Origin of the sequence: Mycobacterium sp. UM_11 (assembly GCF_001414075.1) — a bacterium.
In the GTDB taxonomy this organism is placed as follows: Bacteria; Actinomycetota; Actinomycetes; order Mycobacteriales; family Mycobacteriaceae; genus Mycobacterium.
In genome coordinates, this window is record NZ_LATC01000104.1 from 1 (window position 1) to 16,248 (window position 16,248).

Annotated in this window: 18 protein-coding genes; 13 read left to right on the forward strand and 5 right to left on the reverse strand. The window is 71.8% G+C overall.

Going from position 1 to position 16,248, the window contains the following annotated elements; all coding sequences use genetic code 11:
- The coding region (locus tag WU80_RS20535; protein ID WP_156371810.1) for an amino acid permease at positions 1-664 on the forward strand (664 nt) is incomplete at its 5' end.
- Positions 665-667: 3 nt separating this feature from the next.
- On the opposite strand, the gene WU80_RS20540 is transcribed toward WU80_RS20535, so the two are convergent.
- Complete coding sequence (locus WU80_RS20540; RefSeq protein ID WP_055404936.1) at positions 668-1,063, reverse strand: nitroreductase family deazaflavin-dependent oxidoreductase; 396 nt, start codon at positions 1,061-1,063, stop codon at positions 668-670.
- Between the two features lie 74 nt (positions 1,064-1,137).
- Between WU80_RS20540 and WU80_RS20545 the strand changes: the two genes are divergently transcribed.
- The 8 genes from WU80_RS20545 to WU80_RS20580 all read left to right on the forward strand — a co-directional run bounded on the left by WU80_RS20545 (position 1,138) and on the right by WU80_RS20580 (position 8,792).
- Positions 1,138-1,482: a hypothetical protein gene (locus tag WU80_RS20545; protein WP_055404935.1), complete on the forward strand. Its 345-nt coding sequence runs from the start codon at positions 1,138-1,140 to the stop codon at positions 1,480-1,482.
- Between the two features lie 57 nt (positions 1,483-1,539).
- Positions 1,540-2,871 carry a glutamate-1-semialdehyde 2,1-aminomutase gene (gene hemL / locus WU80_RS20550; RefSeq protein WP_055404934.1) on the forward strand — a complete coding sequence of 444 codons (1,332 nt, stop codon included), beginning with the start codon at positions 1,540-1,542 and terminating at the stop codon, positions 2,869-2,871.
- Positions 2,871-3,479, forward strand: a complete 609-nt coding sequence (locus WU80_RS20555; protein WP_055404933.1) for a histidine phosphatase family protein — start codon at positions 2,871-2,873, stop codon at positions 3,477-3,479. Before hemL ends, WU80_RS20555 begins: the two co-directional genes overlap by 1 nt.
- A 2-nt stretch (positions 3,480-3,481) precedes the next feature.
- Positions 3,482-4,072 (forward strand): TlpA disulfide reductase family protein, encoded by a 591-nt coding sequence (locus WU80_RS20560; RefSeq protein ID WP_055404932.1) that lies wholly within the window; start codon positions 3,482-3,484, stop codon positions 4,070-4,072.
- Entirely contained in the window at positions 4,069-4,848 is a 780-nt protein-coding gene (locus WU80_RS20565; protein ID WP_055404931.1) for a cytochrome c biogenesis CcdA family protein, read from the forward strand. The genes WU80_RS20560 and WU80_RS20565 overlap by 4 nt, the downstream gene beginning before the upstream one ends.
- 59 nt (positions 4,849-4,907) lie before the next feature.
- The gene (locus WU80_RS20570) at positions 4,908-6,485 is read left to right on the forward strand and encodes a cytochrome c biogenesis protein ResB (protein WP_055404930.1); all 1,578 of its coding nucleotides are present in this window, start codon (positions 4,908-4,910) and stop codon (positions 6,483-6,485) included.
- Positions 6,482-7,459: a c-type cytochrome biogenesis protein CcsB gene (gene ccsB, locus WU80_RS20575; protein WP_055404929.1), complete on the forward strand. Its 978-nt coding sequence runs from the start codon at positions 6,482-6,484 to the stop codon at positions 7,457-7,459. Before WU80_RS20570 ends, ccsB begins: the two co-directional genes overlap by 4 nt.
- Before the next feature lie 64 nt (positions 7,460-7,523).
- Positions 7,524-8,792 (forward strand): MinD/ParA family protein, encoded by a 1,269-nt coding sequence (locus tag WU80_RS20580; RefSeq protein ID WP_369808557.1) that lies wholly within the window; start codon positions 7,524-7,526, stop codon positions 8,790-8,792.
- An 8-nt stretch (positions 8,793-8,800) separates the two neighbouring features.
- Here the strand turns inward: WU80_RS20580 and WU80_RS25970 are convergent, their stop codons facing one another.
- Positions 8,801-8,953, reverse strand: coding sequence for a hypothetical protein (locus WU80_RS25970; RefSeq protein WP_156349684.1), 153 nt, complete (start codon positions 8,951-8,953; stop codon positions 8,801-8,803).
- A 46-nt stretch (positions 8,954-8,999) separates the two neighbouring features.
- On the opposite strand from WU80_RS25970, the gene WU80_RS20585 reads away from it, so the two are divergent.
- Positions 9,000-9,362 carry a DUF4229 domain-containing protein gene (locus WU80_RS20585; protein WP_055404928.1) on the forward strand — a complete coding sequence of 121 codons (363 nt, stop codon included), beginning with the start codon at positions 9,000-9,002 and terminating at the stop codon, positions 9,360-9,362.
- Here the strand turns inward: WU80_RS20585 and fabH are convergent.
- Positions 9,356-10,363, reverse strand: a complete 1,008-nt coding sequence (gene fabH / locus WU80_RS20590) for a beta-ketoacyl-ACP synthase III (RefSeq protein WP_055404927.1) — start codon at positions 10,361-10,363, stop codon at positions 9,356-9,358. The genes WU80_RS20585 and fabH overlap by 7 nt on opposite strands.
- Positions 10,364-10,463: 100 nt before the next feature.
- Positions 10,464-11,336: a 1,4-dihydroxy-2-naphthoate polyprenyltransferase gene (locus WU80_RS20595; protein ID WP_055404926.1), complete on the reverse strand. Its 873-nt coding sequence runs from the start codon at positions 11,334-11,336 to the stop codon at positions 10,464-10,466.
- 74 nt (positions 11,337-11,410) lie between these two features.
- Between WU80_RS20595 and WU80_RS20600 the strand changes: the two genes are divergently transcribed.
- Both WU80_RS20600 and WU80_RS20605 read left to right on the forward strand, forming a co-directional pair.
- A complete protein-coding gene (locus WU80_RS20600; RefSeq protein ID WP_055404925.1) occupies positions 11,411-12,187 on the forward strand; it encodes an S-methyl-5'-thioadenosine phosphorylase in 777 nt (258 codons plus the stop codon).
- Positions 12,184-13,215 carry an NAD(P)-dependent oxidoreductase gene (locus WU80_RS20605; protein ID WP_055404924.1) on the forward strand — a complete coding sequence of 344 codons (1,032 nt, stop codon included), beginning with the start codon at positions 12,184-12,186 and terminating at the stop codon, positions 13,213-13,215. The genes WU80_RS20600 and WU80_RS20605 overlap by 4 nt, the downstream gene beginning before the upstream one ends.
- Positions 13,216-13,225: 10 nt before the next feature.
- On the opposite strand, the gene WU80_RS20610 is transcribed toward WU80_RS20605, so the two are convergent.
- Complete coding sequence (locus WU80_RS20610) at positions 13,226-14,869, reverse strand: hypothetical protein (RefSeq protein WP_055404923.1); 1,644 nt, start codon at positions 14,867-14,869, stop codon at positions 13,226-13,228.
- 190 nt (positions 14,870-15,059) lie between these two features.
- Here WU80_RS20610 and WU80_RS20615 point away from each other — a divergent pair.
- On the forward strand, positions 15,060-16,248 hold a 1,189-nt coding region (locus tag WU80_RS20615; RefSeq protein WP_055405823.1), incomplete at its 3' end, for a hypothetical protein.

The window sequence follows — 16,248 nt, forward strand, 5'->3', positions numbered from 1 at the left end:
TGTGTATAAGAGACAGGTGGTGGCGCGCATCGGTGTCTTCTTCGTCGGTTCGGTGTTCCTGTTGGTGGTGATATTGCCTTGGGACTCCGTGGAACTCGGTTCCTCCCCGTATGTGGCCGCCCTCAACCACCTGGGGCTGCGCGGCGCCGATCAGGTGATGAACGCGGTGGTGCTCACCGCGGTGCTGTCCTGCCTGAACTCGGGCCTCTATACCGCATCGCGCATGCTGTTCGTGCTCGCCGACCGGGGGGAGGCGCCGACGCGGTTGGTGCAGCTGAGCGGGCGAGGCGTTCCGCACATCGCCATCCTGTGCTCGTCGGCCGTCGGGTTCGGCTGCGTCGTCATGGCGCGCGTCGCGCCCAACACCGTGTTCCTCTTCCTGCTCAACTCCTCGGGCGCCGTGATCCTGTTCGTCTACTGGCTGATTGCGTTGTCGCAGATCGTCCTGCGCCGCCGCACCCCCGCCGAAAAGTTGCGGGTGAAAATGTGGTTCTTCCCGGTGTTGTCGGTCCTCACCCTGGCCGGGATCACCGCGGTGCTGGTGCAGATGGCGTTCGACCGCTCGGCCCGCAGCCAACTCTGGCTGAGCCTGCTGTCGTGGGGCGTGGTGATCGGGGTGTACTTCGTGGCCCGCAGGCGCGGTCGGATTCCCGCCGAGGATTGAGGCTCACTCGGTCGTGGTCAGCAGCACCGCGTCCTCGAACGGCAGCCTCGCGAAAACCGCTCGCGCTCGGGGCTTTACGTGCCCCGCCGCCTCGGCCTTGGTGACCACCTGCGGATTGGCGATGCCGAAGCTCTTGCCGTTGCGGCGCATCCGGCCGCCGCCCGCGGCCTTCAGGTTCTTCAGCCAGTCGCGGTCCGGGCCGTAGGTCAACAGGATCGCCACCCCGGGCTTGCCGTCGACGTCGGCGCTGAACACGTTCACCGGAGTGCGGTAGGCCTTGCCCGAGCGGCGGCCGACGTGTTCGACGATCCCGAACGGCGGCAACCAGCCGGCCCACAGCCGCTGGATCGGATTGGTGACGTGACGGTTGAACCGGGCGAGCCCCTGCGGCATCTGCATACCACCATCCAACTCGCCCGGGCCGTCCAGCAGCAACCAAACTTTTCCCCGCGAAACGGGTCTAGTGTCTGAACATGGGCGACTCGCCGGGTAACGACGCGGCCCAGCGCGCCGCGGAGCTCAAGCGCAGGGGTGAAGCCCTGGCCGCCCGGAAACCCATCACCCCGCAAGACGTCGAGCGCGCGACCGACCGCGCCCAGCACGCCCAGGAGCGGGACCACGAGGCGCACCGCCGCGACCGGGACGGCCACTACCAGGCCGCCGTCGCGCACGAACGCGCCGCCGAGGTGCATGAGCGGGCGGTCGAGGAGGGCCTAGGGGACGTCGAGGCGCACCGGCGGGCGGCGGAGAAAGAGCGCGACGCCGCCCGCCATCATTTCCAGGCCGCCCAGCAAGCCGACCCGCGAAGCGACGCCTGACCCGTCCTGCTACACCCTGTAGTTGTATCGATCGCGGCAGCTGGGACACTGGTCGTCATGGGAAGCAGTGACCAGGCGACCGCGCACGCCGCGACGACGGCGGCGTCGGCCCGGCTGTTCGCCGACGCCTGCGCGGTCATCCCCGGCGGGGTGAACTCCCCGGTGCGGGCGTTCACCGCGGTGGGCGGGACCCCGCGCTTCATCACCGAGGCCAACGGGTACTGGCTCACCGACGCCGACGGCAATCGCTACGTCGACCTGGTCTGCTCGTGGGGCCCGATGATCCTGGGACACGCGCACCCCGCCGTCGTCGACGCCGTCACCCGGGCCGCGGCGTCCGGCCTGTCGTTCGGCGCCCCCACCCCGGCCGAGAGCGAGCTGGCCGGCGAGATCATCGGACGGGTGCCGCCCGTCGAGCGGATTCGGCTGGTCAACTCCGGCACCGAGGCCACGATGAGCGCGATCCGGCTGGCCCGCGGCTTCACCGGCAGACCCAAGATCGTCAAGTTCTCCGGCTGCTATCACGGCCACGCCGACGCGCTGCTCGCCGACGCGGGTTCCGGGGTGGCGACGCTTGGCCTACCGTCCTCGCCCGGGGTCACCGGCGCGGCGGCGGCCGACACGATCGTGTTGCCCTACAACGACATTGACGCCGTGCGGCACACCTTCACCGAGCTCGGCGACCAGATCGCCGCGGTGATCACCGAAGCCAGCCCCGGCAACATGGGCGTCGTCCCGCCCGCGAACGGCTACAACGCCGCGCTGCGCGCGATCACCGCCGAGCACGGGGCGCTGCTGATCGTCGACGAGGTGATGACCGGTTTCCGGGTCAGCCGAAGCGGTTGGTACGGAATCGATCCCGTCGACGCCGACCTGTTCACCTTCGGCAAGGTGATGAGCGGCGGCCTGCCGGCCGCCGCGTTCGGCGGGCGCGCCGAGGTGATGGAACGGCTGGCGCCGCTGGGGCCGGTCTATCAGGCCGGCACGTTGTCCGGTAACCCGGTCGCCGTGGCCGCCGGCCTGGCGACGCTGCGCGCCGCCGACGACGCCGTCTACGCCGCGCTGGACACCAACGCCGACCGGCTGGCCGCGCTGCTCACCGAGGCGTTGACGAATGCCGGTGTGGCGCATCAGCTTTCGCGGGCCTGCAACATGCTCAGCGTGTTCTTCACCGACACGCCAGTGACGGACTTCGCGGCCGCGCGGGCCAGCCAGACCTGGCGGTACCCGTCGTTCTTCCACGCCCTGCTCGACGCGGGCGTCTACCCGCCGTGCAGCGCCTTCGAGGCTTGGTTCGTCTCGGCGGCGCTGGACGACGCGGCGTTCGACCGGATCGCCGAAGCCCTGCCGGCCGCGGCCCGCGCGGCCGCCGGAAAGGACAAGCCCTGATGGCCGAGCAGACCCGGGTGCACGTAGTGCGCCACGGTGAGGTGTACAACCCCAGCGGCGTCCTCTACGGCCGGCTGCCGGGGTTCCACCTGTCCGACAAGGGCAGGGCGCAGGCGGCCGCGGTCGCCGACGCGCTGGCCGGCCGCGACGTCGCCGCCGTGATCGCCTCCCCGCTGCAACGGGCCCAGGAGACCGCCGAGCCCATCGCCGCCAAGCACGGCGTCGCCATCGACACCGATCCGGACCTGATCGAATCGGCGAACTTCTTCGAGGGCCGCCGCGTCGGCCCGGGCGACGGCGCCTGGCGCGACCCGCGGTTCTGGTGGCAGCTGCGCAACCCGTTCCGGCCGTCGTGGGGCGAACCGTACGCGGAGATCGCCGCGCGCATGACGACCGCGGCGGACAAGGCGCGCGCCCGCGCCGCCGGCCGCGAGGTGGTGTGCGTCAGCCATCAACTGCCGGTGTGGACGCTGCGGCTGCACGTGACCGGCCAGCGGCTTTGGCACGACCCGCGGCGGCGGGAGTGCGGGCTGTGCTCGATCACCACGCTGGTGTACGAGGGCGACCGGCTGGTCGACGTCGAATACCAGGAACCGGCGGGCTCGTAATCATGCGGCGGCTGGCGGTGGCCGGGGCGGCGGTGGCCGCCCTGGTGGCGGGCTGCTCTTCCGGTCACGACGCGGTGGCCCAGGGCGGCACCTTCGAATTCGTCTCCCCGGGCGGGAAGACCGACATCTACTACAACCCGCCGTCCGCGCGCGGCCGCCCCGGCCCGCTGTCGGGGCCCGACCTGGCCGACCCCGCCCACCCGTTGTCCCTGGACGACCCGATCTTCGCCGGCCGGGTCGTCGTCATCAACGTCTGGGGGCAGTGGTGCGGGCCCTGCCGGGCCGAGGTCGCCCAGCTGCAACAGGTGTACGACGCGACCCGCGACGCCGGGGTGTCGTTCCTGGGCATCGACGTGCGCGACAGTAACCGGCAGGCGGCGCTCGACTTCGTCAACGACCGCCACGTGACCTACCCGTCCATCTACGACCCGGCGATGCGGACCCTGATCGCGTTCGGCGGCAAATACCCCACCACCGTCATCCCGTCCACGCTGGTGCTGGACCGCCAGCACCGGGTCGCGGCGGTGTTTCTGCGCGAACTGCTGGCCGCCGACCTGCAGCCCGTGGTCCAGAAGCTGGCCCAAGAGCGATGACCGGTTTCACCCAGATCGCCGCCGCCGGCCCACTCCTGGTGGCGCTCGGAGTGTGCCTGCTGGCGGGGCTGGTGTCGTTCGCCTCGCCCTGCGTGGTGCCGCTGGTGCCCGGCTATCTGTCCTACCTGGCCGCCGTCGTCGGGGTGGACGAGCAGCCGCCGCCCGGCGCCGTCAAGGCTCCACCCTCGGCGCGGTGGCGGGTCGCGGGCTCGGCGGCGCTGTTCGTCGCGGGCTTCACCGCGGTGTTCGTGCTGGGCACCGTCGCCGTCCTGGGCATGACCACCACGCTGATCACCAACCAGCTGCTGCTGCAGCGGGTCGGCGGCGTGCTGACGATCGTCATGGGGCTGGTGTTCGTCGGCCTCATCCCCGCCCTGCAACGCCAGGCCCGGTTCAGCCCGCGGCAGCTGACGACCGTCGCCGGGGCGCCGCTGCTGGGCGCGGTGTTCGCGCTGGGCTGGACGCCGTGCCTGGGGCCCACGCTGGCCGGCGTGATCACGGTGGCCTCGGCCACCGACGGCGCGAGCGTGGCCCGCGGGATCGTCCTGGTGATCGCGTACTGCCTGGGCCTGGGCATCCCGTTCGTGCTGCTGGCCTTCGGCTCGGCGGGCGCGGTGGGGGCGCTGGGCTGGTTGCGCCGCCACACCCGGGGCATCCAGATCTTCGGCGGCGCGCTGCTGATCGCCGTCGGCGCCCTGCTGGTCACCGGGGTGTGGAACGACTTCGTCTCCTGGCTGCGCGACTCGTTCGTGTCCGACGTGAGGCTGCCGATTTGAGCCGGGCGATCGCTGGCCTCGTTTCCAAGGGGCGCAACACCTGGCGGGCGTTGACGTCCATGGGCACCGCGCTGGTGCTGCTGTTCCTGCTCGCGCTCGGCGCGATACCCGGGGCGCTGCTGCCGCAGCGCAGCCTCAACGCCGGCAAGGTCGACGACTACCTCAAGGCCCATCCCGTGATCGGCCCGTGGCTGGATCGGCTGCAGGCGTTCAGCGTGTTCTCCAGTTTCTGGTTCACCGCCATCTACGTCCTGCTGTTCGTCTCGCTGGTCGGCTGCCTGACCCCGCGGATGATCGAGCACGCCCGCAGCCTGCGCGCCACCCCGGTGGCCGCGCCGCGCAACCTCGCCCGGCTGCCCAAGCACGCCGGCGCCGAGCTCTCCGCCGACGCCGCGGACCTCAACGCCCTGGCCAACAGGATCACCCGGCGGCTACGCGGCTGGCGCACGGCCATCCGGCACGAAGGCGAAGTCGTCGAGGTGTCCGCCGAGAGGGGCTATCTGCGCGAGTTCGGCAACATCGTCTTCCACTTCTCGTTGCTGGGCCTGCTGGTCGCGGTGGCCGTCGGCAAGCTGTTCGGCTACGAGGGCAACGTCATCGTCATCGCCGACTCCGGCCCGGGCTTCTGCTCGGCCTCGCCGGCCGCGTTCGACTCCTTCCGCGCCGGCAACACCGTCGACGGCACATCGCTGAACCCGATCTGCATCCGGGTCAACGACTTTGCCGCGCACTACCTGCCGTCGGGGCAGGCCACCTCGTTCGCCGCCGACATCGACTACCAGGCCGGCCGCGACGTGGCGGCCAACAACTGGCGGCCCTACCTGTTGGAGGTCAACCACCCGCTGCGGGTCGGCGGCGACCGGGTGTACCTGCAGGGCCACGGGTACGCGCCCACCTTCACCGTGCGGTTCCCGGACGGGCAGACGCGGACGTCGACCGTGCAGTGGCGGCCCGACAATCCGCAGACCCTGCTCTCCTCCGGAGTGGCGCGCATCGACCCGCCCGCCGGCACCTACCCCAACGCCGCCGAGCGCCGCCAGCACGAGATCGCGATCCAGGGCCTGCTGGCGCCCACCGAGCAGCTCGACGGCACGCTGTTGTCGTCGAGTTTCCCGGCCCTCAACGCCCCGGCGGTGGCCGTCGACATCTACCGCGGGGACACCGGCCTGGACACCGGGCGGCCCCAATCGCTGTTCACGCTCGACCCGCGGCTGATCCAGCAGGGCCGGCTGACCAAGGAGAAGCGCGTCAACCTGCGGGCCGGCCAGGAGGTGCGCATCGACCAAGGCCCGGCCGCCGGCACCGTCGTCCGCTTCGACGGCGCCGTCCCGTTCGTCAACCTCCAGGTCTCCCACGACCCCGGGCAGGCCTGGGTGCTCGTCTTCGCCATCACGATGATGGCCGGCCTGCTGGTGTCGCTGCTGGTGCGCCGCCGCCGGGTGTGGGCCAGGCTCACCCCCGGGGCCGGTACCGTGAACGTCGAACTGGGCGGGCTGGCGCGCACCGACAACTCCGGGTGGGGCGACGAGTTCGAGCGGTTGACCGAGCGGGTGCTGACCGGTCTGGGCGAGCCCTATGTGGCGCCCTCAGCCGAGCCCCCCGCGTCCAGAAGGAGTTCTCAGGTGGACGTCAAATGAACACGCTGCACGTCAACATCGGCCTGGCGCGCTACTCCGACTGGGCGTTCACCTCGGCCGTGGTGGCTCTCGTCATCGCGCTGCTGCTCCTGGCCTACGAGCTGGCGTACGCCGGCGGCCGCCGCGTCGACCGGCGCGAGCGCGTCCACGCCGGCGCGGTCGCCTCGGACGGCGTCACCCCCGGCATCGTCGAGGAGGCGCCCCGGCGTCCGTTGGACGAACGCGTCGGGCGGGCCGGGTTGGCCGTCGTCTACCTCGGCATCGGGCTGCTGTTGGCCTGCATCGTGCTGCGCGGCCTGGCCACGCTGCGCGTGCCGTGGGGCAACATGTACGAGTTCATCAATTTGACCTGCATGTGCGGGCTGCTCGCCGGGGCTTTCGTGTTGCGCCGCCCGCAGTACCGACCGCTGTGGGTCTTCCTGTTGGTGCCCGTGCTGATCCTGCTCACGGTGTCCGGGCGCTGGCTGTACACCAACGCCGCGCCGGTGATGCCCGCGCTGCAGTCCTATTGGCTGCCCATCCACGTGTCGGTGGTGAGCCTGGGCTCCGGGGTGTTCATGGTCGCCGGCATCGCGAGCATCCTGTTCCTGTTGCGCACGTCGCGCCTGGGCGAACCGGGCGCCGAGGGGGCGCTGGCCCGGATCGTGCGGCGCTTCCCCGACGCGCAGACGCTGGACCGGGTCGCCTACCGGACCACGATCTTCGCCTTCCCGGTGTTCGGTTTCGGCGTCATTTTCGGCGCGATCTGGGCCGAGGAGGCCTGGGGCCGGTACTGGGGCTGGGATCCCAAGGAGACGGTGTCCTTCGTCGCGTGGGTGATCTACGCCGCCTACCTGCACGCCAGGTCGACGGCGGGATGGCGGGACAGGAAGGCGGCCTGGATCAACGTCGCGGGGTTCGTGGCCATGGTCTTCAATCTGTTCTTCGTTAACCTGGTGACCGTGGGCCTGCATTCGTATGCGGGCGTGGGGTGACCGCCAGCAACCGACCCAAGTGAAACGAGGGGGAGTGCACGTGTCCGACCAACCATCCACGGGCGTGGGGGCGCCCGATCAGCCGACGACGCAACTGCCTCCGCAGGGGACCGAGGGCGCGCCGGCCGGCGCCGACGAGTCAGCGGCCGACGGCGGCGAAGCGCCCACCCGCGCCTTCGCCGGGTTCCGCACCGAACGCCGGGTCCCCGGTCCCGAGCGCCGCGACGCCCCGCCGCCCGCCGCGCCCCGGCCCGCCGGGATGCCGCCGTGGGACGCCACCCCGGTGACCGGCATCCCGCGGGTCGACCCGACGGTGTACGGCGCCTACTACGCCCCGCCCGCCGACGCGCCGCCCGCCCAGGTCCCGCCGCGGCCCGAGCCGCTGCCGCACACGCCGTACCCGGAGCTGTCCACCGGCATGTTGCTGCGGCCCGTCAAGCCGCCGCCGTCGGAGGGCTGGCGCCGGCTGCTCTACGAACTGTCCGGCCACCTGATCAACCTCGGGGAGAGCCCGCGGGCCGCCCGTTACAACAACCTGGTGGCACAGGTGAACCGGCCGCTGCGGGGCTGCTACCGGATCGCCATGGTGTCGCTCAAGGGTGGCGTCGGCAAGACCACGATCGCCGCGACGATGGGCGCCACCTTCGCCACCATCCGCGGCGACCGGGTGGTCGCGGTCGACGCCAACCCCGACCGCGGCACGCTGAGCCAGAAGATCCCGCTGGAGACGGCGGCGACGGTGCGCCAGCTGCTGCACGACGCCGGGACCATCGAGCGCTACAGCGACGTCCGCCGCTACACCTCGAAGGGCCCGAGCGGCCTGGAGGTGCTGGCCTCGGAAACCGACCCGGCCATTTCGGAGGCGTTCAGCGCCGAGGACTACACCCGGGTCTTGGACATCCTGGAGCGGTTCTACGGCCTGGTGCTCACCGACTGCGGGCCGGGGCTGCTGCACTCGGTGATGGCCTCGGTGCTCGAGAAGGCCGACGTTCTCGTCGTCGTCAGCTCGGGGTCCATCGACGGGGCGCGCAGCGCGTCGGCGACGCTGGACTGGCTGGACGCGCACGGCCACGAGGAGATGGTCCGCAACTCGGTCGCGGTCATCAACGCGGTGCGCCCGCGGACGGGCAAGGTCGACATGAACAAGGTGGTCGAGCACTTCTCGCGGCGCTGCCGCGCCGTCCAGGTGGTGCCGTTCGACCCGCATCTGGAAGAGGGCGCCGAGATCGACTTGGACCGGCTGAAGCGGTCGACCCGCGAGGCGCTCACCGAGCTGGCGGCCATCGTCGCCGACGGCTTCCCGGGCGACCAGCGCAACCCCGGGGTCGCGTAGCGCGAGGGCTATTTGTCGCCGTGACCTAACCGCCGCAAGAACTCTGGATCGTCGTCCGGCCCGATGACGCGTGTCTTCGCCCGGTGGGTCTGCGACCGCGCCGTCCGCCAGCCAACGTAGATCAGCGTCCCCAAAATCAGGACGAGCAGCAGGTAGAGCACTTAACACCTCCTTTGCCGAATATACCCGCGCCGTAGGCTCTCCCTTGTGTCAGAAGGAGCCAACGACAACAACACTGGCGATCCCGGGCGCGGGACGCCGGGCGCCGGGCGACGGGCGGCCGCGGACGTGTTGCTCTACGCCGGGGCGCGGCTGGTCTTGGCGGTGGTGCTGGCCGCCGCGATCTACGGGGCGGCGCGGCTGATGGGGGTCAGCCAGTTCCCGATCGTGGTCGCCGCGTTGTTCGCTCTGATCATCGCCATGCCCCTGGGCATCTGGCTGTTCGGGCCGCTGCGCCGGCGCGCCACCGCGTCGCTGGCGATCGCCGGTGAGCGCCGGCGCCGGGAACGCGCGCAACTGCGGGCGCGGCTGCACGGCGACGCGGTGGCCGACGACGCGAAGGATCAGTAGTTGGGCATCCGCACGACCTGGGCGGCGTAGCTGAGGCCGGCGCCGTAACCGATCAGCAGGGCCAGGTCGCCCGGGTTGGCCGCCCCGGTTGCCAGCAGTTCGGCCATCGCCAGCGGGATGGAAGCCGCCGAGGTGTTCCCGGTGTGTTCGATGTCGTTGGCGACGACGGCGTCCGGCCGCAGGTCCAGGCTCTTGGCGAGCACCTCGTTGATTCGGCTGTTGGCCTGGTGCGGCACGAACACGTCGATCTCGTCGGGCCGCACACCCGCCGCGTCCATCGCCTGCCGTCCGACCTTGCCCATCTCGAAGGCCGCCCAGCGGAACACCGCGCTTCCCTCCAGCCGCAGGAAGGGGCGGGGGCCCGTGGGCTCGTCCATGTAGTCGATCCAGTCGATGTCCTGCCGGATCGCCAGCGCCTGTTCGCCGTCGCTGCCCCAGACGGTCGGGCCGATGCCCTGATCGGGCGTCTCGCCCACCACCACGCCCGCCGCGCCGTCGGCGAAGATGAAGCAGTTGGTGCGGTCTTGCATGTCGACGGTGGGGGACAGCTTCTCCGAACCGAGGACCAGCACCTTGGCGGCGGTGCCGCCGCGGATCATGTCGGCGGCGACACCGAGCGCGTAGCCGAAGCCGGCGCATCCGGCCGAGACGTCGAACGCGGGCACGCCGGTGGCGCCCAGCGCCGCGGCGACCGCCGGGGCGCACGCCGGGGTCTGCAGGAAGTGCGTGCTGGTCGCCACGATCACGCAGTCGATGTCCGACGGCGTCAGCGCGGCGGTCGCGATCGCCTGCCGACCCGCCTCGGTGGCCATCGACGCGGCGGATTCGTCGCGCGCGGCGAAGCGCCGCGTCTTGATCCCGGTCCGGGAGAAGATCCACTCGTCGGACGACTCGATGTTCTCGCATATCTCGTCGTTGGTGACCACCCGCTCGGGGCGGTACGCCCCGACGCTGAGCAATCCGATGTTCGTCGGTCCACTGGTCGCGGCGATCTGCGTCATTGCTGTCCCCGATCGGTGTTGGCTCGGTGGGCGTCTATGGCCGTCAGTCGCGACGCCGGTCCCTCATTGTTATCCCATCGCCCGCCGCGCGCACGGCCGATCAGCCGGCCAGCCCCAAAGCGGCGGCCACCGCGATCGCCCACACGACCATGGCCAGGCCGGTATCGCGCAGGACCGGAATCAGCTCCGGGCCGCCGCGCCCCGAGCGCACCGGCCGGGCCGCGCGCAGCGCCAGCGGCGTGGCCACGAATCCCACGGCGCACCACGGCGTGGCCGCCATCAGCACCAGCGTCAGCACGCCCGCGGTCGCCAGCAGCGCCTGGTACAGGACGCGGGTGCGGCCATCGCCCAGCCGCACCGCGAGCGTGATCTTGCCCGACTGAGCGTCGGTGGGGATGTCGCGCAGATTGTTGGCCACCAGCACCGAGGACGACAGCGCCCCGATCGCCACCGCCAGCGCCAGCCCCACCCAGTCGACCCGCAAGGCCTGGGTGTATTCGGTGCCGAGCACGGCGACCAGGCCGAAGAACACGAACACGGCGACTTCGCCGAAACCGGCGTAGCCGTAGGGCTTCGAGCCGCCCGTGTACAGCCAGGCGCCGGCGATGCACACCGCGCCCACCGCGATCAGCCACGGCGCGCTGACGAGCGCGAGGGCCACGCCGGCGGCCGCCCCGACGGTCAGGCTCGCCACCGCGGCGGTGAGCACCGCGCGCGGGGTGGCCAGCCGCGAGCCCACCAGGCGCATGGGGCCGGCGCGGTCGTCGTCGGTGCCGCGAATGCCGTCCGAATAGTCGTTGGCGTAGTTGACCCCGACGGTCAGCGCCACCGCGACGGCCAGCGCCAGCAGCGCCTTCCACCACACGGCGGATCCCAGCCACGCCGCCGCGCCGGTGCCCGCCACCACCGGCGCCACCGCGTTGGGGAGCGTCCGCGGCCGCGCGCCGGAGATCCACTGCCCGAAATTGGCCACGCACGCATCCTGCCAGGAGCCGCGCGCGGCCCCGCACCCGCGATCGGGCCGGGGGCATGCACCACAATGGGCGGATGCTCGGAGTCATCGGCGGCAGCGGCTTTTACACGTTCTTCGACTCCGGCACCCGCACCATCGAGGTCGACACCCCCTACGGCCCGCCCAGCGCCCCGGTGACGATCGGCGCCGCCGGCGGGCACGAGGTCGCCTTCCTGCCCCGGCACGGGGCCAGCCACGAGTTCTCGGCGCACACCGTGCCCTACCGGGCCAACATGTGGGCGCTGCGCAAGCTCGGGGTGCGACGGATATTCGGCCCGTGCGCCGTCGGCAGCCTCAAACCGGAGAACGGTCCCGGCGCCGTCGTGGTGCCCGACCAGTTGGTCGATCGCACCCGAGGCCGGCCGGACACCTACTTCGACTCCGGCGGCATCCACGTCGACTTCGCCGACCCGTACTGCCCCACCCTGCGCGCCGCCGTCACCGGGCTGCCCGGGGTGGTCGACGGCGGCACCATGGTGGTGATCCAGGGGCCCCGCTTCTCCACGCGCGCCGAAAGCCAGTGGTTCGCCTCGGCGGGGTTCTCGTTGGTCAACATGACCGGCTATCCGGAGGCGGTGCTCGCCCGGGAACTCGAAATGTGCTATGCGACAATCGCTTTGGTCACCGACCTGGATGCCGGGGTGGCGCCGGGTGAGCGTGTGACCGCCGTCGAGGTGTTCGCCGAATTCGAGAAGAACATCGGGGGATTCAAGGAGCTGGTGCGCGACGCGATCGGCCGGGTAGACAGCGAACGCAATTGCACCCACTGCCTGCCGCACACCGGCGTCACCCTGCCCGTCGAGTTGCCATGAGGGTGTTGCTGACGGGTGCCGCCGGTTTCATCGGGTCGCGGGTGGACGCGGCGCTGCGGGCCGCGGGCCACGACGTGGTCGGCGTCGACGCGTTGCTGCCCGCGGCGCACGGCCCGAATCCGGTGCTGCCGCAGGGATGTCACCGCGTCGACGTCCGCGACGCCGACGCCCTGGCACCCCTGCTCGACGGCGTGGACCTGGTCTGTCATCATGCGGCGATGGTGGGCGCGGGCGTGGACGCCGCCGACGCCCCCGCCTACGGCGGCCACAACGACTACGCCACCACGGTGCTGCTGGCGCAGATGTTCGCCGCCGGGGTGGGCCGCCTGGTGCTGGCGTCGTCGATGGTCGTTTACGGGCAGGGCCGCTACCACTGCGAGCGGCACGGGCAGGTCGACCCCCTGCCGCGAGGGCGCGCCGACCTGGACGCCGGCATCTTCGAACACCGCTGCCCGGTCGGCGGCGAGGAACTGCAGTGGCGGCTTGTCGACGAGGACGCCGCGCTGCGGCCGCGCAGCCTGTACGCCGCCGGCAAGACCGCGCAGGAGCACTACGCGCTGGCGTGGTCGGAGTCGACCGGCGGCTCCGTGGTGGCGTTGCGCTACCACAACGTCTACGGCCCCGGGATGCCCCGCGACACCCCGTACTCCGGGGTGGCGGCGATCTTCCGCTCATCCCTGGAAAAGGGGGACGCGCCAAGGGTTTTCGAGGACGGCGGGCAGATGCGCGACTTCGTCCACGTCGACGACGTGGCCGCGGCCAACCTTGCGGCCGCGGCGTCGACGCTGGGGGGATTCACCGCGGTCAACGTCTGTTCGGGGCGGCCCGTGTCGATCCTGCAGGTGGCCTCGGCGCTGTGCGAGGCCCGCGGCGGTGGGCTCGCGCCGGTGATCACGGGCCAGTACCGCAGCGGCGACGTGCGCCACATCGTCGCCGACCCGTCCCGGGCGGCGGAGGTGTTGGGCTTTCGCGCGACCGTCGACCCGGCCGAGGGCCTGCGCGACTTCGCGTTCGCGCCGCTGCGCTGAACGCAGCGCCTTACGCCTGCGGCGGCCGGTAGATCTTCGGTTTCTGCAGGGGGATCTGTCGCGTCGCGGAGTCGTCGCCGCGGAAGAGCCGGGGGCCGGTGCTGATCCGGGTGGTGGCGGCGGCCGACGGCGGGGCGGCGTGGCCCACCGGGACGCGCGCCCTGGGCTCGGCGGGCGCGGCCGGGGCGGCCGGCCTGCGGGCGGCGCGGCGGCGGCGCGCGCGGCGGCCGCGCAGCTGCCCGGTGACGATGGCGGCCCCCAGGATGCACAGGGCCAGGCCGCACAGCGCCACGTCGAAGGTGCTGGTGATCTGCTGGGCGAGGTTGTTGCCGTAAACCGGGTGCTGCGCGGGCGAATTGGGTGAATCCGCGAACCGGGGCGCCAGCACCACACCGACCACGACGCGGGCGACGCTCAGCGTGGCGACCAGCCCGCACAGCGACGAGATCAGTCGGGCGGAGCGGGTGGCGTCGGCCAGGTTGATCCGCAGCCAGATTGCGAGAAGCGCGGTAGCCAGGTCGAATCCGGCCAGCACCACGCTGTCGTACCGAGAGAACGGGTAATCCAGGCTCACGGCGACGAAGAGGTCGGTCAGCCGCATCAGCATCGAGCCCAGCCCCCATACGGCTATGAGCAGCAAGCCGTTTCGGGCCGCGGCCCGCCAGGAGGTCTCCTCGGCGCGGATCGTGTTGCGGTGACCGAACAGGGTCCGCGGCGCGAAGATCGCCGCCGCCGCGGCCCACGCCAGGTAGCCCTCGAACCCCACCCCGGCGGTCGAGGTGTTCTGCGCGATGCCGTGGAACGCGTCGACGTCGCGGCCGATCGGCAGGACCCACACCAGGACCCCCGCGACCAGCGTCGAGGCGCCGAGCGCGACCGTGGCCAGCCGGGCCGCCCTAGTGCCGCGCAGCAACCACCGGGAGGCGACCAGCACGGCGACCAAGGCGACCACGCCGTACACCACGGCCGTGACGATGACGTCGATGTTCTGCTTGCCGAAGTCGCCGGAGGTTTGCAGCGCGTAGCGCACCCGCCAGTACAGGTTGAAGCCGAAGCTGAGCACCGCCAACGCCATCGACGCGTAACCGATGAGACGGGCGGACCTCAGCCAGGCGGTGTGTTCGTCGCCCTCGGGAACCGGTCCCGAGCGGGCGCCGGCGGTTACGGCTTGCGCGCTCAGCAGGGAGCCGGCGATGCCCACCCACGCCCCGGGCCCGACGCCGCCCGGCACGTTCACCGTGCCGCCGAAGCGGACGGTCTCGAAGGCGTCGAATCCGACGAACGCCAGCACCAGCAGCGCGTAGGGGACATTGAGCGCCAGCCGCAGCCGGCCCGTCGTCGCCGGGTTGAACCGGGCGCCGGACGACCGCCACGAACCGGCCGCCGCGACGGCGATGAGGGACAGCGCGGTGACCCCGATCAACACCGCGAACAGGGCGCCGCTGCTGCCGGGAATCCCGACGCCGAAGTACAGATTCCACGGCAGGAACACGGCGGCGACGAGCAGCGCGGCGGCGGTCAGGTCGCTGACGGCGTGCCAGCGCCGCGTCGAATCACCGGCCGGCTCGGCGGGCGGCCTGGGGATGCGAGTGGTTTGCTGGGCCTGCTCCCGGATGGGGCCGGTAGGGGCGTCGTCGCTGCTCTGGCTCACCATGCCCCCCGGGAATCAAGGACGGACGCCGTGGCAGATTCCCCTGCGACCGTCCTGTCGTTGGAGAAGCTGGTTACGCTGCGGTAGAGGCAAACGTTGTTCGCCCGAATAACGGATACTGCCAACGGTATCGCAAGTGTAATGATGCGGGGACATTGCTGACCGTGGGGTGGCCAGCCGAAGGAGAACCGGGATGGACGTCGTGTTGGGGGTCGCGGTCACGGGCCCGGTTGCCCGCTTGGCGCTCGTCGGGCCGGGCGCGGACGTGATCGACCAATCCGTCGTCGACCTCGAGGAGAACCCGGTCGGGAAACTCGCCGAGACGGTGGTCGGCACCAATCGGCTGCTGGCCGACGAGAATCACCGGCTGGTGGGCACCCGGGTGTGCTGGAGCGACGAGCCGCGGGCCGGCCAGCTGCGCCAAGCCCTGGAAGATTCCGGCGTCTCGAACGTCGCGGTGCTCTCGGAGTCGCAGGCGGTGACCGCGCTGATGCGCGCGGCCGGCCGGCCGGGCGCCGCGCTGGTGATCACCGACGCGACGGCGACGCTGTCGGTGCCGGCGCCCGCCGATGACCAGAACGCCCCGCCGACCGTGCTGGCCAGGGAGCCACTCGCGGGCGACGCGACCGCGACGTTCAACACGATGATGGCCCAACTCAGCGGCCGGCCGGACGCGCCGGGTGAGGTGTACCTGGTGGGCGCATCCCCGGAGCTGGCCCGGGCGGCCGAGGGGTTCCACGACGCGTCGACCATGCGGGTGCAGGTCGCCGACGACCCCGAGTTCGCCCTGGCCCGTGGCGCGGCCATCGTCGCGGCGCAGGCGCTGTCGGCCGGCGACGCCACCGCCATGGCGCCGGCCGTGGGGCTCGCCGGCGACGAGACCGCGATCTCCCCGGTGCGGGCCACCGGCGACGAGACGACGGTGGTGCCCCCGCCGAACGCGGAGGAACCCCAGCTGGCGTATTCGATGGCCGACGAGCCCGAGCCGTTCGCGGGCGACGAATACGACCCCGAATACGACGACTACGACGACTACGACGAGACCGAGGCCATCCCCACGCGGCTGAGCCGCCGGTCGCTGCTGGTCGGCAACGCCGTGATCGCCTTCGCGGTCATCGGTTTCGCGTCGCTGGCCGCCGCGGTGGCGATCGCGGTCCGTCCCACCGCGAGCCAACAGCCGGTGGTCGGCCACCAGAACGCCGCCCCGGGCAAGTTCATGCCGCTGTTGCCGACGCAGCAGCAGGCGCCGGTGCCACCGCCGCCGGTCGACCAGCCCAACGCCGGCTTCCAGGGCGGCGTCATCCCGGACGCCAACGGTCTCCTGCCCGCGCAGGGCACCTCGCCGGGCGGCACCGGGCCGGCCCTGTCTCTTATACACATCT

Excerpts from the sequence above, each read along its gene's own strand:
- WU80_RS20540 (WP_055404936.1), bottom strand. The coding sequence starts at position 1,063 with ATGCAGATGCCGCAGGGGCTCGCCCGGTTCAACCGTCACGTCACCAAT.
- WU80_RS20555 (WP_055404933.1), top strand. The coding sequence starts at position 2,871 with ATGGCCGAGCAGACCCGGGTGCACGTAGTGCGCCACGGTGAGGTGTAC.
- WU80_RS20565 (WP_055404931.1), top strand. The coding sequence starts at position 4,069 with ATGACCGGTTTCACCCAGATCGCCGCCGCCGGCCCACTCCTGGTGGCG.
- WU80_RS20545 (WP_055404935.1), top strand. The coding sequence starts at position 1,138 with ATGGGCGACTCGCCGGGTAACGACGCGGCCCAGCGCGCCGCGGAGCTC.
- WU80_RS20570 (WP_055404930.1), top strand. The coding sequence starts at position 4,908 with ATGGGCACCGCGCTGGTGCTGCTGTTCCTGCTCGCGCTCGGCGCGATA.
- WU80_RS20560 (WP_055404932.1), top strand. The coding sequence starts at position 3,482 with ATGCGGCGGCTGGCGGTGGCCGGGGCGGCGGTGGCCGCCCTGGTGGCG.
- hemL (WP_055404934.1), top strand. The coding sequence starts at position 1,540 with ATGGGAAGCAGTGACCAGGCGACCGCGCACGCCGCGACGACGGCGGCG.
- WU80_RS20600 (WP_055404925.1), top strand. The coding sequence starts at position 11,411 with ATGCTCGGAGTCATCGGCGGCAGCGGCTTTTACACGTTCTTCGACTCC.
- WU80_RS20610 (WP_055404923.1), bottom strand. The coding sequence starts at position 14,869 with ATGGTGAGCCAGAGCAGCGACGACGCCCCTACCGGCCCCATCCGGGAG.
- fabH (WP_055404927.1), bottom strand. The coding sequence starts at position 10,363 with ATGACGCAGATCGCCGCGACCAGTGGACCGACGAACATCGGATTGCTC.
- WU80_RS20605 (WP_055404924.1), top strand. The coding sequence starts at position 12,184 with ATGAGGGTGTTGCTGACGGGTGCCGCCGGTTTCATCGGGTCGCGGGTG.
- ccsB (WP_055404929.1), top strand. The coding sequence starts at position 6,482 with ATGAACACGCTGCACGTCAACATCGGCCTGGCGCGCTACTCCGACTGG.